17 protein-coding genes and 1 pseudogene are annotated in these 15736 nt (G+C 58.7%); 13 read left to right on the forward strand and 5 right to left on the reverse strand.

The genetic code is table 11. The annotated features are described in order from the left end of the window. Positions 1-58 precede the first annotated feature (58 nt). Positions 59-991 carry a cupin gene (locus tag GH769_RS10630; RefSeq protein WP_032902613.1) on the forward strand — a complete coding sequence of 311 codons (933 nt, stop codon included), beginning with the start codon at positions 59-61 and terminating at the stop codon, positions 989-991. A 1-nt stretch (position 992) separates the two neighbouring features. On the opposite strand, the gene GH769_RS10635 is transcribed toward GH769_RS10630, so the two are convergent. The 3 genes from GH769_RS10635 to GH769_RS10645 all read right to left on the reverse strand — a co-directional run bounded on the left by GH769_RS10635 (position 993) and on the right by GH769_RS10645 (position 2559). After that, positions 993-1898 (reverse strand): LysR family transcriptional regulator, encoded by a 906-nt coding sequence (locus GH769_RS10635; RefSeq protein WP_032902612.1) that lies wholly within the window; start codon positions 1896-1898, stop codon positions 993-995. Positions 1899-2015: 117 nt separating this feature from the next. After that, positions 2016-2276, reverse strand: a complete 261-nt coding sequence (locus GH769_RS10640; protein WP_173877502.1) for a metallothionein — start codon at positions 2274-2276, stop codon at positions 2016-2018. Between the two features lie 55 nt (positions 2277-2331). Further along, complete coding sequence (locus tag GH769_RS10645; RefSeq protein ID WP_032902611.1) at positions 2332-2559, reverse strand: hypothetical protein; 228 nt, start codon at positions 2557-2559, stop codon at positions 2332-2334. Between the two features lie 217 nt (positions 2560-2776). Between GH769_RS10645 and GH769_RS10650 the strand changes: the two genes are divergently transcribed. The 9 genes and pseudogenes from GH769_RS10650 to GH769_RS10690 all read left to right on the forward strand — a co-directional run bounded on the left by GH769_RS10650 (position 2777) and on the right by GH769_RS10690 (position 10487). Beyond that, a complete protein-coding gene (locus tag GH769_RS10650) occupies positions 2777-4504 on the forward strand; it encodes a hydrogenase maturation protein (protein WP_032902610.1) in 1728 nt (575 codons plus the stop codon). 142 nt (positions 4505-4646) lie between these two features. Continuing rightward, positions 4647-5255 carry a dTMP kinase gene (locus tag GH769_RS10655; protein WP_014718438.1) on the forward strand — a complete coding sequence of 203 codons (609 nt, stop codon included), beginning with the start codon at positions 4647-4649 and terminating at the stop codon, positions 5253-5255. Between the two features lie 319 nt (positions 5256-5574). Further along, positions 5575-5823 (forward strand): CsbD family protein, encoded by a 249-nt coding sequence (locus tag GH769_RS10660; RefSeq protein WP_014718439.1) that lies wholly within the window; start codon positions 5575-5577, stop codon positions 5821-5823. A gap of 484 nt (positions 5824-6307) precedes the next feature. Beyond that, positions 6308-7675, forward strand: coding sequence for an epoxide hydrolase family protein (locus GH769_RS10665; RefSeq protein ID WP_032902609.1), 1368 nt, complete (start codon positions 6308-6310; stop codon positions 7673-7675). A gap of 62 nt (positions 7676-7737) precedes the next feature. Beyond that, positions 7738-8811, forward strand: a complete 1074-nt coding sequence (locus GH769_RS10670; protein ID WP_032902608.1) for an alpha/beta fold hydrolase — start codon at positions 7738-7740, stop codon at positions 8809-8811. Positions 8812-8835: 24 nt separating this feature from the next. Then, positions 8836-9345, forward strand: a complete 510-nt coding sequence (locus GH769_RS10675) for a cytochrome P460 family protein (protein ID WP_032902606.1) — start codon at positions 8836-8838, stop codon at positions 9343-9345. 25 nt (positions 9346-9370) lie between these two features. Beyond that, complete coding sequence (locus GH769_RS10680; protein WP_032902604.1) at positions 9371-10147, forward strand: alpha/beta fold hydrolase; 777 nt, start codon at positions 9371-9373, stop codon at positions 10145-10147. 12 nt (positions 10148-10159) lie between these two features. Beyond that, positions 10160-10237 (forward strand): annotated as a pseudogene (locus GH769_RS29070) (creatininase family protein); the annotation flags it as partial. A 118-nt stretch (positions 10238-10355) separates the two neighbouring features. Then, positions 10356-10487 (forward strand): aldehyde dehydrogenase family protein, encoded by a 132-nt coding sequence (locus GH769_RS10690; RefSeq protein ID WP_014718444.1) that lies wholly within the window; start codon positions 10356-10358, stop codon positions 10485-10487. A gap of 99 nt (positions 10488-10586) precedes the next feature. On the opposite strand, the gene GH769_RS10695 is transcribed toward GH769_RS10690, so the two are convergent. Both GH769_RS10695 and GH769_RS10700 read right to left on the reverse strand, forming a co-directional pair. Then, a complete protein-coding gene (locus GH769_RS10695) occupies positions 10587-11798 on the reverse strand; it encodes a cytochrome c biogenesis protein DipZ (RefSeq protein WP_032902602.1) in 1212 nt (403 codons plus the stop codon). Between the two features lie 30 nt (positions 11799-11828). Continuing rightward, the gene (locus GH769_RS10700; protein ID WP_032902601.1) at positions 11829-12089 is read right to left on the reverse strand and encodes a DUF2790 domain-containing protein; all 261 of its coding nucleotides are present in this window, start codon (positions 12087-12089) and stop codon (positions 11829-11831) included. A 304-nt stretch (positions 12090-12393) separates the two neighbouring features. Here GH769_RS10700 and GH769_RS10705 point away from each other — a divergent pair, with 304 nt between their 5' ends. The 3 genes from GH769_RS10705 to GH769_RS10715 all read left to right on the forward strand — a co-directional run bounded on the left by GH769_RS10705 (position 12394) and on the right by GH769_RS10715 (position 15734). Further along, the gene (locus GH769_RS10705) at positions 12394-13134 is read left to right on the forward strand and encodes a response regulator (protein WP_014718447.1); all 741 of its coding nucleotides are present in this window, start codon (positions 12394-12396) and stop codon (positions 13132-13134) included. Next, entirely contained in the window at positions 13131-14438 is a 1308-nt protein-coding gene (locus tag GH769_RS10710; RefSeq protein WP_032902600.1) for a HAMP domain-containing sensor histidine kinase, read from the forward strand. Before GH769_RS10705 ends, GH769_RS10710 begins: the two co-directional genes overlap by 4 nt. Before the next feature lie 567 nt (positions 14439-15005). Then, positions 15006-15734, forward strand: coding sequence for a hypothetical protein (locus tag GH769_RS10715; protein WP_032902635.1), 729 nt, complete (start codon positions 15006-15008; stop codon positions 15732-15734). The last annotated feature ends 2 nt before the right edge of the window (positions 15735-15736 follow it).

The raw sequence follows: 15736 nt of genomic DNA on the forward strand, positions 1-15736 counted from the left end.
ACCCCGTGCAGCGCTTCAACCGCGCTGCGCGATCCAGCCCAAGACTGAGGTGAGCCTGATGAACCGTGAATTGGACCCCGCACTGACGGATATCAACCAAGTGGACGCCGAGTACTTCGAGTACAGCAAGGCGGCGAACCCCATCAGTGCCAACCTGATTTCCCGCATTCCCTACTACAGCTTTCCCGCCTCGCTGTATGACAATGGCCCCTCCCGCGTGGTACCGCTGGACCTCAGCGAGGCTTTGGGCTGTGAAGGCCCCGCCACCGGCCCCGGGTTATGCGCAAACTTCATGCGCCTTAACCGTGGTGACACACTGACCCTGCAACCCAACGCCACTTCCCAGGTGTTCTACGTGATTGCCGGGCAAGGCAGCGTGGTTCAGGGGGAGTATGAGATTCAATGGTCCAAGGGCTGCTTTATTGCCCTGCCGGGATTACAGCAGGCGCACTTCAGTGCCCGCGAGGATGCACGTCTTTACTATGTTCACGATGAGCCGTTGCTGCGTTACCTGGGGGTGACACCCCGCGCCGATCGCTTTGCGCCGACCCTGTACCCAGCAGCGCTGGCCAACGCGAAGTTGCGTGAAGCGGCCGATGATCCCAGGGCACAGGACCGTAGCCGCATCAGCATCCTGCTGGGCAACCGCCGCTTCCCGCAGACGCGCACGGTGACCCACGTGCTGTGGGCCATGTACGGGATTCTGCCGGCGGGATCGGTGCAGAAACCCCATCGGCATCAGTCGATTGCACTGGACTTCATTATTGATTGCCCCAAGGGCTGTTATTCATTGGTGGGCACCGAGCTGGACGCGGATGGGCAAATCCGTAACCCGCAGCGGGTCGACTGGTCGCCCGGCCTGGCGTTTGTCACACCACCCGGTTACTGGCATGCGCACTTTAATGAATCGGATAGCGAGGCGTTCCTGATCCCGATTCAGGATGCGGGGCTGCAAACCTACCTGCGTGCGTTGGATATCCGCTTCAGTTGAGTCACTTCCAGTCCGGTGTTTCGCCCAGTCGTTCAACGATAAAGTCGATAAAACACCGGACTTTCGATGACACGATGCGCTTGGGCGGGTACACAAACCACACCGCAAACGCCCGCTCCACGCCCTGGATGTGCCATTCGGGTAGCCACACTGCCAAGTCGCCGGCCTCGATACTTCGCGCCACCAGCCAGTCCGGCAACAGCCCAAAGCCCAAGCCTTGGCGCACGGCGATGAGTTGCGCGTCCAGGTCATTGATTCGAATCACGCCGTCATGCTGCAACGGGAGCGCGCGGCCGGCGGATACAAGACTGATATCGCCGGTGGTAGCCGTGCCCAGCACCGCAGGCACACCGGCCAAGTCCGTGGGCGTGGACGGAGGAGGGTGCTGCGTGCCAAACGCCGGGCTGACCACCAAGCGGTAGTGGCCGTCGCTGAGCTTGCGTGCCTTGAGCGTCGAATCGGCCAGCTCGCCAATGCGGATGGCCAAGTCGACGCCGGCATGAATCAAATTGACCTTGTTGTTATCCAGCACCAGTTCCACGCTGATCTGCGGGTAGCGCACCAGGAAGTCATTCAACGCCGGCAGGATGTGATGGCGAGCAAACGCCGGTGGCAGGTTGAGTTTCAACACGCCCCGGGGATGCTGGTTCAGCGCTGACGTGGCGGCCTTGGCGTGTTCCAGCTCGTCCAGCACCCTGCGTGCATGTATCAGGAAGGTCTGGCCGCCTTCGGTCAGATGCAGCGTGCGTGTGGAGCGGTTGAACAGCGCGATGCCCAGGTCCTGCTCAAGGTCCTTCACATAGCGTGAAACCGTTGAGGCCTTGATCCCCAAGCGCTCGGCGGCACGCGAGAAATTGTTGCCTTCGGCGGCTTCGATGAAGGCGGTGAGCGCGGTGAAATAGTCCAAGGGCAGCCTCAGGGCAGGGCGGTGAGACGTGCAGGTTGTTGATTTTTGCCGGGGGCTGTCAACTGCTAGACCCTAGAGCCACGATGCAACCCCCGTTTTCCTAGTGGGGCTGAATGATCAAGGCGATATGGGATCGCTTGCAGGAAAGGTTTCTTCAATCGCCTCGTCGAGCTGGCTATCGCTGACGGAGCGGTCTCGCACCTTCACATTCGACTCGCAATGGCAATCGGCACTGGGGCACGCTTGACCCTGTGGGTGCAAGTCGGCGCATGCCTGGCTGCAGTAGGCTTTGCCGTTGCGTTGATGACCTGTGTCATCGGTCACCTGGCAAGTGCAGCCTGGGCAGGCGCAGGGCAAACCTTGAGTTGTCGGGTTCATAGGTCCTCCGAATATTCAGTGATTGGTGAACGGTCAGCGCTTTTGTGATACGCGATCATGGCTGCTGGTAATGCCCGGGGACGTCATGGCCTTCATCCGCGGGCTTGTTGCGCTTTTGCACCTGGACGTCGCTCAATTTCGCGTCCTTGAGCTCTGCAAAGCGCTGCCTGAGCAGGGACTCGGCCCATTGAGGGTCCAGCGTGTCGGCATCGTGCTCAAGCGTGCGGCTTTGTGGCTGGTTGTCGAGGATGAAACTGATGAGGTAATGCGGTTTCTCGAACATGAACGTGGCTCCGTTACGGTTAACAAGGCGTACCCGAGCAGGGCATGTTCATTTGATGAGTAGGTTGCGCGGTGATTCAGAAAAAATAAGCCGCTTTCATCTATTGATCTCGATCAGGTGGGGAGGCTGGCTCGCTCTATAACCTTGGGCGCTTATCGATGGCCAGGGACGGCTCAACGGGCTGCTCTGGTCGCATATTCTCAAGGAAGAGTCAGCCATGCGATCACTGAAGATCCTGTTGTTATCATCGGCATTCAACGGTTTAACCCAACGGGCCTGGCTGGATCTGCGCCAATCGGGTCACGACCCCAGCGTTGTGGTGTTCACCGATCAAGCCACGGTATGCCAGCAGGTCGAGGCGTCTGGCGCCGACCTGGTGATCTGCCCATTTTTGAAGGACCGTGTGCCGCATCAACTGTGGAGCCATCCGCAACGCCCGGTGGTGATCATCCATCCGGGCATCGTCGGCGACCGTGGCGCCAGTGCGCTGGACTGGGCCATCACCCAGCAGGCCCGCCGTTGGGGCGTCACCGCCTTGCAAGCGGTGGAGGAAATGGACGCCGGGCCAATCTGGTCCACCTGTGAGTTCGACATGCCCGCCCAGGTGCGCAAATCCGAGCTGTACAACGGCCTGGTGAGCGACGCCGCGATGGTTTGCATTCGTGACGTAGTGGCGAAATTCGCCAAAGGCTTCGTCCCGACACCGCTCGATTACACCCAACCCAGCGTCATCGGACGCTTGCAGCCGAACATGACCCAGGCCGACCGCACCTTCAGTTGGTTCGATTGCGCAGGCTTTATCAAGCGCAGCATCGACGCTGCCGATGGCCAGCCCGGCGTGTTGGCCAGCCTGTTGGGCGGGCAATATTACCTCTACGACGCGCACTTGGACGCTCGCCAGGGCACCCCGGGAGAAATCCTCGCAGTGCAGGACGATGCCGTGCTGGTAGCGGCTGGAGATCACAGCCTGTGGATCGGCTCGCTCAAACCCAAAGGCCCAGAGACCTTCAAGCGACCGGCACGGCACGTTCTGGCTGAGCAGTTGGCCGGGGTGCCGGTGCTGGACAGTTCAATCGCCTGCCAGGCGTTCAACGAGCGGGTCTATCAACCCATTCGCTACCAAGAGTTCGGCCACGTCGGCGAACTGACGTTCGAGTTCTACAACGGCGCCATGAGCACCCAACAATGCCAGCGGCTGGTCGCAGCGTTGCGCTGGGCCAAGGCGCGAGATACCCAGGTGTTGCTGATCAAGGGCGGGCGCGGCAGTTTTTCCAATGGGGTGCACCTAAACGTCATCCAGGCCGCCGACGTGCCGGGGCTGGAAGCCTGGGCCAACATTCAAGCCATCGACGATGTGTGCCTGGAGCTGCTCACTGCCAGGCAGCTGGTGATCAGCGGCCTGACCGGCAGCGCAGGCGCAGGCGGCGTGATGCTGGCGCTGGCCGCCGACATTGTATTGGCCCGCGAAGGTGTGGTGCTCAACCCGCACTACAAGACCATGGGACTCTACGGCTCCGAATACTGGACCTACAGCCTGCCACGGGCCGTGGGCAGCGAAATCGCGCATAAGCTTACCGAAGAATGCCTGCCCATCAGCGCCATCCAGGCCCAGCAGTACGGCATGGTTCAGGCCATCGGCCCGCGTTGCCCACAAGCATTTGGCTTGTGGCTTTTGCAACAGGCCGACAGTGCGTTGACCGATGATAAGTACCTTCATGCACGCACACGTAAAGCCACGCTGGATACTCAGCAAGTTGAACGCTGTCGCGAGCAGGAACTGGCACAGATGCGATTCGACATGGTAGGAAATCGCCAGCAGTTTGCCGAGAAATGCCGCAACTTCGTGTTCAAACGCAAAACCTGCCAGACCCCGCAGCGGTTGATTGCGCCGTGGGCGTTGAAGTACGAGGCTGGCGTGCCGCAAAGCCGGATGCTGAATGACTGACCGTCGACGCGGGGAGGGCGCGGCGGCCAGCCCAGCCTCGCGTTGGGCGATAGGGTTCCCCATAATGAAGTCCAATTTGCCCAAACGCTCAAACTAGAGGCCCCATGGAACTGTACAACCTTAACGATGACGCAGCGCTCGTATGACTCGGGCGCTGTTTATTTCGTTGGATGGGCCCAAGGGTACCGGCAAAACCACGCTGTTGGAGGCCGTTACGACAGCGTTGAGGGCCGACAATAAAAAGGTCGTCCGACTGTGCGAGCGCAAGAGCGATCCCTATCGAGCGCAAACGATGGCGCTGGTTAACAAATTCGCCAGAGACCCCAGCCGGGATCTGGAACTTGAGGTGTGTGAGCGCTTTGCTGACAGCCGCAGCTGGATTACCCAGCACGTACTGGCCGCACAGCCACCTGACAGCATCATCCTGATGGATCGCTGGTACCCGTCTGATGCTGCGTTTCGTCGATTGATACCCTTTGCAGACATTCTTGAACTGAACATTGATCGGCAGGTGCAAGTGCCGGATTTGCATGTGGGGGTTGTCACCGCGGCGCAAATATCCTGGGCACGGGCGGCAGCACGACGGCGCGGGCTGAGCAGTACGGTGATGTTTAAGCTGGAGGAGCAAGTTGTGTGTACCGAGGCGTTTGAACGAGCGGCGGTGGGGCAGGGGTGGGTGATCTGTCGCAATGAAGGGACGATTGAGGAGGCGATGAGGCGGGTGGTTTCGCAGATATATAAAGTCCTTTGATCGAATTCAAGATGAAGAGCGCAAAGGCAACGAGAGTTAGCGGCGCTTGAGCAAAACATAGAAGCGTTGAAACGCCAGGGTGGTGACGCCGCCATTATTGACTGCGAGGGACGCCCGTGCGTGCGCACGCGATGTGTCCCGGGCGAAAACCCCTATCACGATGCCGCTATAGGGAAGAAGACTTATCGGTTGATCTAGACTAAGTGAGGCTCATCAACTTTGAACTAATCAATAAGCCTGTCCACCTAACGCTTTGCACGTTGCCTCAAACCCAGGTTTTTCCTGGGTTACCCAATCACACACGAAGGTTTGGTTAATCATGAAGAGCGAACAGGTAGAAGGCGTTGTAGAAAAGGTTGCTGGCAAAGCGCAGAGCGCAGTCGGGAAGCTTTTTGGTGATTCGAAGTTGGAAGCTGAGGGCGCTGGACGCCAGGCTGCGGGTCAACTGACGCAAACCTATGGTGACGCACTGGACAGCGTTTCTACATTCGTCAAAGAAAAACCGGTTGCGGCACTGGCAATCGGGGCTGTTGCTCTACTGGTGCTGAAGAGATTGCTTGGTCGCTGAACAGCAGTAGCTTCAATAAGATTGCTAACGCGGTAGAAACGATGGTGAACGCTAACCAGAATCAGGGGCAAATTTCTGCAGTTTCTTGCAGGCGTGGAAGGGCGTGAAGTGGAGCGGGGGAACTGCCTGTTCCTTGGGTAGCCAAGTCATGCTGCCTGGCAATCGACGCGGTGCCCTTTGCCGAGCTTGATGGGCTGAAAAGCCCTTATGTTTTCCAGGTCCCAGAAAAGCCAATGCCCCGACAAGTCGGGGCATTGGCTTTTTTATGAGCGAGTGGTCGGTTTGTATCGTTTTGTATCTGCGCTTTGGATAGATACACAGCGATTCCTTTAAGTCGGTTGATGACACATACGGGATACCCGCGGGGCTTTAAATGAACCCATCGAGAAGGCGCAAACCTTTTTCAATGGATGACTCATTTAACTCGCGGTTATCCCTGCGCGTTTCGCGACGTTGTCGACCAATGACTTATAGGAAATTCAAAATGCCTGCAGCTACGTTCGGTTTCACCTGGCGCCATTGTCTGGCTTCTTCCGTGAGAATGGGCGCTTTGGGGTTGGCCCTGATAGCCGGCAGCGGTGCTGCCTGGGCTGCTGGCCCGGCCGTCGATGCGTCAGGTGCCAGCTCGGCCTCGACCCATCCCGAATCGATTAGACCTTATCGAATTCACGTCGATGAAGCGCAATTGGCCGATCTGAAAAAGCGCATTGCGGCGACCCGCTGGCCGGACAAAGAGACCGTCAACGACGTTTCCCAAGGCGTGCAGTTGGCCCAGGTCCAGGCGCTGGTGAAGTATTGGGGCAGCGGCTATGACTGGCGCAAGGCCGAAGCGAAGCTCAATGCGCTGCCTGAATTCATCACGACTATCGACGGCGTGGATATTCAATTCATCCATGTTCGCTCGCCAAACCCCAACGCGATGCCGCTGCTTCTGACACACGGATGGCCTGGCTCACAGTTTGAGTTCTTGAAGACTATCGGCCCGCTGACGGATCCCGTTGCTTACGGCGGTAGGGTTGAAGATTCGTTCGACGTGATCATTCCATCGATTCCGGGACACGGTTTTTCCGGTAAGCCAACTGAATTGGGCTGGGGGCCGGATCGAGTCGCGAAGGCTTGGGATGTGCTCATCAAGCGTCTGGGTTATACCCACTATGTTTCCCAGGGCGGAGATCACGGTTCGGTCATATCGGATGCATTGGGCCGCCTGAATCCGCCGGGGCTGTTGGGCATTCACTTGAACATGCCGGCCACCATCCCGCCCGAATTGGTCAAGCCGATCAATAGTGGTGACCCGGCCCCTGACGGGCTCACTGAGCCTGAACGCAAGGCGTTTGATTCCTTGAGCACCTTCTTCGGCCGCAATGCAGCATACGGCGCGATGATGGTTACGCGCCCGCAGACTATCGGTTACCTGCTGGCCGATTCGCCTACCGGAACTGCGGCGTGGATGTACGAAAAAATCGCCGCGTGGACGGACAGTGATGGCCAGCCTGAACGGGTATTGACCCGTGACGAGATGCTGGACGATATCAGCCTGTACTGGCTGACGAACGCAGGCGCATCGTCATCGCGTTTCTACTGGGAAAACAACAACAACAATTTCAGCGCTGCCGCGCAGAACACCGCAAGCATCAAGGTGCCGGTGGCGATCACGGTCTTCCCGCACGAGATCTATCAGGCGCCAAAAAGCTGGGCGCAACGCGCTTACCCATCACTTTCCTACTACAACCAGGTTAACAAGGGCGGCCACTTCGCTTCCTGGGAGCAACCTCAATTGTTCAGCGAAGAGTTGCGGGAGGCCTTCCGGCCGCTGCGCGCCAAGCTGAGTGCAACGAAGACAGCCCGGTAGCTCACACGCAATCGAGCCAACACACCGGGCCGCTATTCGGCGGCTCGCTACGGAGAAATACCATGGAGATGACCTTGCTGAACAATCAAAATAAATCCAGCCGCCTGCGGGGTCTTGCCCCATCGCTGTTGGCAGCAGCAGTGCTGCAATTCGCGGCGGTGGCTGTCGGTTTTTCCCAAGCCAACGCGGCTGATGTACCCGCGTCCACCATTGGGGCGATCAACCCGGGAGCTCACACCTCTCTCGGTGCACTTAAGCATGTGAAAGCGGGGTTGCTGAACGTTTCTTACGCGGAACTCGGCCCAGCCGATGGCCCTGTGGTCATTTTGTTGCACGGCTGGCCCTACGATATCAACGCATACGCTGATGTCGCGCCTGCTTTGGCGGACAAGGGATATCGAGTGTTGATCCCTTCTGCGCGTGGTTATGGCGATACGCATTTTCTCTCGGCCAAGACCATTCGCAATGGTCAACCTGCTGCGCTGGCGACCGACCTGATCGACTTCATGGACGCGCTGAAGATCAAGACCGCGGTGCTGGGTGGGTTTGACTGGGGCGCCCGCACTGCGGATATCGTTGCCGCACTGTGGCCGGAAAGAGTGAAAGCCCTGGTCGCTGTGAGCGGTTACCTGATAGGTAGCCAAGAGGCGGGCAAGGCGCCATTGCCGCCAGCCGCCGAACTGCAGTGGTGGTACCAGTTCTATTTCGCGACCGAGCGCGGGCGCCTGGGCTACGAGAAAAACACCCATGACTTCGCCAAGCTCATCTGGAAGCTGGCGTCGCCACAGTGGAATTTCGACGGCGCCACTTATGAGCGCAGCGCGGCGTCCTTGCAAAACCCTGATCACGTGGCCGTGTCGATTTTCAACTATCGCTGGCGCCTGGGGTTGGTCAAGGGCGAGGCCAGATACGACGCGCTGGAGAAGAAACTCGCGGCATTTCCATCCATCAGTGTGCCCACCATCACCCTGGAAGGTGATGCGAACGGCGCACCGCACCCACCTGCCCAAGCGTACGCCAAGCGCTTCACTGGCAAGTATGAGTACCGATTGATCACCGGTGGTGTAGGCCACAACTTGCCGCAGGAAGCGCCGAAAGCCTTCGCCCAGGCGGTGATCGACGCCGATCATCTTTGAAAACCGGCTGAGAGGATGGCGATGATGAAGCTGAAATTTCTGGCCGCGATGTCGGCTGCCATTGCAATCGCAGCGTTGAGCGCTGCCGGTGTGGCCTCGGGCGACGCCAGTACTGGCGACGCCTCACCAATCTATGGCGTGAAATTGCCGGAAAACTACCGCCTATGGCCGCTGATTGCGCCGGCGCAGGAAGCGGCCCCCTTGAACGAACTGCGAGCCGTGCTGGGCAATGACTTGGCCATCAAGGCTTATCAGGATTCAACGCTGCCATTCCCTGATGGCACGGTGCTGGTAAAGCTGGCCTGGAAACATGTGCAGTCCCCGGAATTCGAGCCGGCGTCCATCCCGGGGCCGGCCACGACCGTGCAGGTGATGGTCAAGGACTCGAAAAAATATGCAGCAACCGGTGGTTGGGGATTCGGGCGGTTTATCAACGGTAAACCGGCCGATGAAGCCCAACACCAAACCTGCTTCGCCTGTCACCAGGCGCGAGTGCGTAATCACGATTTTGTCTTCACTCGCTTCGCTCCCTGATTTCCCGTCAAACCTGGAGTCAACAATGAAAGAAGTAGTAACCGCACTGGCCGTCGCCGTCAGCCTGAGCATGGCGACACACGCCTGGTCGCAAACTGAAAAACCCACGATTGTGCTCGTACATGGCGCCTTTGCCGATGCGTCGAGTTGGAATGGGGTCGTGAAGATTCTCGAGAAGGACGGTTATCCAGTGGTTGCCGCTGCCAACCCATTGCGCAGTGTAAAGAGCGATGGTTCGGCAATCTCGGCATTGTTGACGAGCATTCATTCGCCGGTGGTGTTGGTCGGCCACTCCTATGGCGGCAACGTTATCAGTGACGCGGCCAACGATCATGCAAACGTCAAAGCCCTGGTTTACGTCAGTGCGTTTGCACCTGAGGCCGGGGAAACCGTCGCCGGGCTGGCCGGCAAATTCCCGGGCAGTACGCTGGGCCCAACGCTGGCTGCGCCTGTACCGCTGGCCGATGGGGGCAAGGACTTGTACATCCAGCAGGACAAGTTTCACAACCAGTTCGCCGCTGACGTCCCCGCTAAAGAGGCGGCATTGATGGCCGCCACCCAACGCCCGGTAACGGAAGCGGCGCTCAACGAAGCGTCCGGCAGCCCTGCCTGGAAGCATATACCGTCCTGGTACATCTACGGCGACAAGGACAAGAACATTCCCCCGCAAGCCATGGCATTCATGGCCAAGCGCGCCGCTGCCAAAGCCGTGGAAGTGGTCAAGGGCGCTTCACATGTGGTGATGGTTTCGAACCCGGAACCGGTTGCCCGCCTCATCGAAAGAGCCGCCACGGCGAAATGACACGCCAGGGGCGAAGCGGCGTTTTCAGCGTTCTACGCCGAGGCGAGTTTTGCACGTCGCCCGGCGGGTTTCGTTTTGAAGTTGTGCAACGCTGAAACGCGGGAGAGGGGATTCGACGCGGCCAACGCCTGGGCATACCGGGCGTTGTGCTTATCGCGGGCAACCGGACCGTGCCCAACACCTGGCGACCCAGCTGCAGGCCGGCTCGGTGTTGATCAACAGAATTTCGCCAGAGCTGCTGGCGCCGTTCGGCGGGGTAAAGCAGTCCGGTGTCGGCCGGGAGTTTGGAGTCTTTGGGCTGCAAGCATTTCTTGAGGCCAAAAGCATCGTGTCGGATTAGCCTGGGGTTGGCGGGAGAGGGTGGTCGCGCAACCCAGGCCGCAGGAGAAAAAGCTAATGGCCCACAGCACGTTGCCTGTGGGCCATGGGTTTTCAAGGGTTACGCGGCTGGAGCTTTCGCCTCCTGCAGCAGTTGCTGAATCATCTTTTCCTGCGTCTCGTAGCGACCTTCTCCGAAGTGGGTGAAACGCACTTGCCCTTTGGCGTCGATCAGGTAGTGCGCGGGCCAGTACTGGTTATCGAAGTTGCGCCAGATCGCGTAGTTGTTATCGATGGCTACCGGGTAAGTGATGCCGAGCTTTTTCACCTCATCCCTGACATTGCTGATGATGCGTTCAAAACCGTATTCCGGGGTGTGGACGCCGATTACCACCAAGCCATCCTTCTGGTACTTCTGCGCCCAGTCCTTCACGTACGGCAGGGTATGCTGGCAATTGATGCAGTCGTAAGTCCAGAAATCGACGAGCACCACCTTGCCTCTGAGCGATTCACTGGTCAGTGCGGGCGAATTGAGCCATTCCACCGCGCCAGAAAGCGACGGCATCGGGCCTCGGGCGTTGTCGAGGGTGGGTTCGGCCTTGGCCTTGCTTACCAGGTATTCGACGACTTTGGGGACGCTTTGCAGCACCCCGTTTTCCAGCACGCTGACGCCTTCGGACGACGCCCCGGCCAACAGCGTTTTGTCGGCACCGGTAGAAATCATCAGCGCTGCGGCCAGGACCGCAAAACCGGTGGCGCGCCGCAGCCAACCAGTAACCGGAATCGAGGCCTTCAGGCGATTGACTAAACCACGTCCGGCGAAAATCAGCGTACCCAACGACAGTGCACTGCCCAGGCCGTAGGCCACCAGCAGCAGGCTGGTTTGCGCATTGGCGCCTTGCAGCATGGCGCCGGTAAGGATCACCCCGAGGATAGGCCCGGCGCACGGCGCCCAGAGCAGGCCGGTGGCGACGCCGATCATCAGTGAACCCAGCGCCCCGGACATTTTGCGCGTCTGGGGGTCGAGGCAATTGCCCAGTAACACGAACGGGCTGGCCAGCCAGCCACTGATTCGCGCCGAGATCAGCGACAAGGCAAACAGCGCCATCACCACCAGTGCCACATGACGCCCGGTGTTGTTGGCCTGAATCATCCATTCACTGCTGACCACGGCCAGGCTGGAAACCAGCGCGAAGGTCAGGACCATGCCACCAAGGGTAAGCAGGATCGATGAGCGTGTGCGGTCGATACCCGCGAACAGAAATGGCACGACCGGCAGGATACAAGGGCTGAGGACGGTCAATAAGCCGCCCAGGAATGCGATGAGGAACATAAGGGTCTCCTGATGAAATGTGGGCCGGGCTCAGTTATCGCTGTGGCACTCGGCAAATTTGCGGTAGTTCAGGATCTCGGTCTTGCCCTGCGAATTCAGGTAGGTCAGTTGGGCATCGACAATGCCGCAGGCAGCCCCGGCATCCTCTGTCAATGCCACGACTTTCTGGATGTCCAGATGCGTGTCGTAGGTGTAGGTTTGCGGCGTGACGTCGGCTTCGGCGCGGGCCGAGAAGGTGCAGATATTCAGGGCGGCAAACAGGCAAGTGGCATAGAGGGTATTGGTGTTCATGGTCGTTTCCTCAAGGCTTCAAGGTCTGGGTCGTTCGGTTGAGCCGAGGCGCTAGGGTTGGCCTCGATGTGGCTCATTAGAAGCCCGCGAGGTATCTCGTCTGTGTCAAAAACCGGCGCGGATAAATCGGTTCGTATCAGGACCCCGTCCCGATACACAGCCATACAAAGCCTAGAAAATTGTGATTTTTGCCTCTGCATGTATCCTTCGCCACAGCAGATACACTGCAATACAAACCGCCGCGGGCGAACGGGCTCAGCCTCTATAGACTGAGCCGCAATTCCCATTGACAGAGGCTTGGCCCATGGAACACGTTGATCACATCCTCATCGTGGACGATGACCGTGAGATTCGAGAGATGGTAGGCAACTACCTGAAGAAGAACGGCCTGCGCACCACCGTGGTTGCCGATGGCCGCCAGATGCGCTCGTTTCTCGAGGCCACGCCGGTAGACCTGATCGTGCTGGACATCATGATGCCCGGCGACGATGGCCTGGTGCTCTGCCGGGACATTCGCGCCGGCAAACACAAGGCCACGCCGGTGCTGATGCTGACCGCCCGCAACGACGAAACCGATCGCATCATCGGCTTGGAAATGGGCGCCGACGATTACCTGGTCAAGCCGTTCGCCGCCCGTGAATTGCTGGCACGCATCAACGCTGTGCTGCGCCGTACGCGCATGCTGCCGCCCAACCTGGTCGTTACCGAAACCGGAAGGTGGCTGGGGTTCGGGCGCTGGCGCCTGGACACCTCCGCCCGCCATCTGCTTGATGAAGACGGCACCATGGTCGCCCTCAGCGGCGCTGAATATCGCCTGCTGCGGGTGTTCCTCGACCATCCGCAACGGGTACTCAATCGCGACCAGTTGCTCAACCTGACCCAGGGCCGTGACGCCGACCTGTTCGACCGTTCCATTGATCTGCTGGTCAGCCGCCTGCGCCAACGCCTGCTTGACGATGCGCGCGAGCCGGCTTACATCAAAACCGTACGCAGCGAGGGGTATGTCTTCTCGCTGCCGGTGCAAGTGCTTGGAGCACCGGCATGAAGCCTTCGCTGCATTGGCCTCGTACCCTCATCTCGCGGCTGTCGCTGATCTTTCTGGTAGGGCTGACCCTGGCGCAGGCCTTGTCCTTCGGCGTGCAGTATTACGAGCGTTACGAAACCGCGAAAAACACCATGCTCGGTAACCTGGAAACCGATGTATCGACGTCCATTGCCATCCTTGACCGCTTGCCCGCCGAGGAACGCATGAGTTGGTTGAAACAACTGGATCGACGCAATTACCGCTATTTGCTCGACGAAGGCTCGCCAGGCGTCGCTCTGCGTGACACGCCGATTGCAGTGACCTCGATCAAGGAGGCCATCGGCAAGGATTACCCGATGACCGTGACAGACATTCCCGGGCCTATCAAACATTTCCAGGTCCATCTGAAACTGGCCGACGGCAGCCCGGTGACCATCGACGTGCGCCCCTCGATGGTGCCGTTGTCGCCGTGGCTGCCGGTGGTTTTGCTGGGCCAGTTGGCCTTGATGATTCTATGCACGTGGCTGGCCGTTCGCATTGCCATAAGCCCGCTGACCCGCCTGGCCCAGGCCGTGGAAAACCTCGATCCCAACACTCACCCGGTGCATCTGGATGAACAAGGCCCGACCGAAGTCGCACACGCTGCCATCGCCTTCAATGCCATGCAGGCGCGCATTGCGGCCTATCTGAAAGAACGCATGCAACTGCTGGCGGCGATTTCCCACGACCTGCAAACCCCAATCACGCGCATGAAGCTGCGTGCCGAATTGATGGACGACTGCGGCGACAAAGACAAATTGTGGAATGACCTCGGCGAGATGGAGCATCTGGTGCGTGAAGGCGTTGCCTATGCCCGCAGCGTGCATGGCGCCACCGAGGAAAGCCGCCGTACCGATCTTGATTCATTCCTCGACAGCCTCGTGTTCGACTACCAGGACATGGGCAAGGACGTGCAGCTCAGCGGCAAAAGCAACGCGGTGATTCACACTCGGCCCCACGCGCTGCGCCGAGTGCTGGTAAACCTCACGGATAACGCGCTCAAATTCGCCGGTGCCGCGCAGCTGCGGGTCGAGCCGGAGGAGGGCGACAGCCTGTCGGTGACCGTGATGGATCGTGGTCCCGGCATTGCCGAAGAGGAGCTGGCCCGTGTGATTGAGCCATTTTACCGCGTGGAAAATTCGCGCAACCGCAGCACCGGCGGCACGGGCCTGGGCCTGGCTATCGCCCAGCAGCTGGCACAAGCCCTCGGCGGCACCCTGACCTTGAGAAATCGCGAAGGCGGCGGATTGTGCGCTGAACTGAGATTACCGACGCGCTTATCGTAGGAGGCGCGAAGCGGCGCTAGTCAACTGTGCTTTGAATCTGGATGTGGAAGAGTTGATCAACGCGAGTTTCATCAAGCGCTTTCGCCAGCGCCCGCGTCAAACCGAGTCGACATCGAGGGCTTCAAGGTACTCGCCGCCAGGCATCATTGAAAGCGCGGTTCCTGAGTCTGAGTGGACGTACATGAACGGGACGAGCCTGGGCAACGGCGCCGCGTCACCAGTTTGCACGAACAGCGGTAGTCGTTGACCTGAAGAGAAACGGCATTATGGACATGGCCCGTTGAGAGAGTAGGCGTAAAAACGAATTCGTCGAATCAGTGACTTACGTAGCTCATGTCTGTCCCCACTAACCTGCGCAATCCACTCAACCCGTTGTTTCCCATCACCCTTACCCACAAAATTTCACAAACTACCGATTTTTCAAAACGCAAATTTCGCAGGTTAGCGAAACAAATATTTATTAATTCACAATAAAAACAATAGCTTATAAACCTACGCAATTTCCCGTGGCGTAACCCTTAAATGCTGCTAAACCTTAAGGGTTATTACTCACTAGAGTGGGTTGCCATGACCTATGTTGGTGCGTTCGTCACACATGGTGAAGATCCCGAGCTCTGCCTGATCATCGGCAAGGAGTCATTGGGTGCTCGGGTCAGGATCCTCAAGTGGAGCAATGGCGTCGTCAGGACTGCCAAAGAGGAAAACGTTTCGGTGATTCCAGCACTGGAAGGGGTGGAGCGACTGCGAAAATTGATCGTGTCAGCCACTCCGAACGGGAATCACGACGTCCTAGATGGGAAAGATGATTTGGTGGCAGCCGCTTACGCCTACATTGCTTGCCGCGAGCCCGACATCTACACCGCCGAACTTGCTCGTAGTTCGACCAAGGGCAACGACCGGTTCAGCTCAACGGCCACACCCCCTTCGACCAAAGGGCGCCATCAAAAACAACCGCTACGGCAGTCCCACTCGACCAGCCAACCGCCAACCCAGCCATCATCTCCATCCAAGATTTTCCCACATGAGGAGGACTTCATCAGGGAGGGTGTCATCACCGAAATGGTGGCAACGAACTTGGTTCTCACCGAGACAGGTCACATTGACGTCTTCGGTACCAAAGTCGACCTGTGCCGGCTAATCCAAATCTATTGCGCGACAGCAGGGGTGAGTGCACCCACGAAATCCCTGATGCTCCGTCGGATCCGCGACATCACATCGTTTCTCTCTACGGAAAAACCCGAGCAAGCCGTATTCGCAACTCCGCGTGGACTGATGTTTGACATCAAGGCGATGTAGCC

It is taken from the genome of Pseudomonas sp. CFSAN084952, from assembly GCF_009648855.1.
GTDB classification, from domain to species: Bacteria; Pseudomonadota; Gammaproteobacteria; order Pseudomonadales; family Pseudomonadaceae; genus Aquipseudomonas; species Aquipseudomonas paracarnis.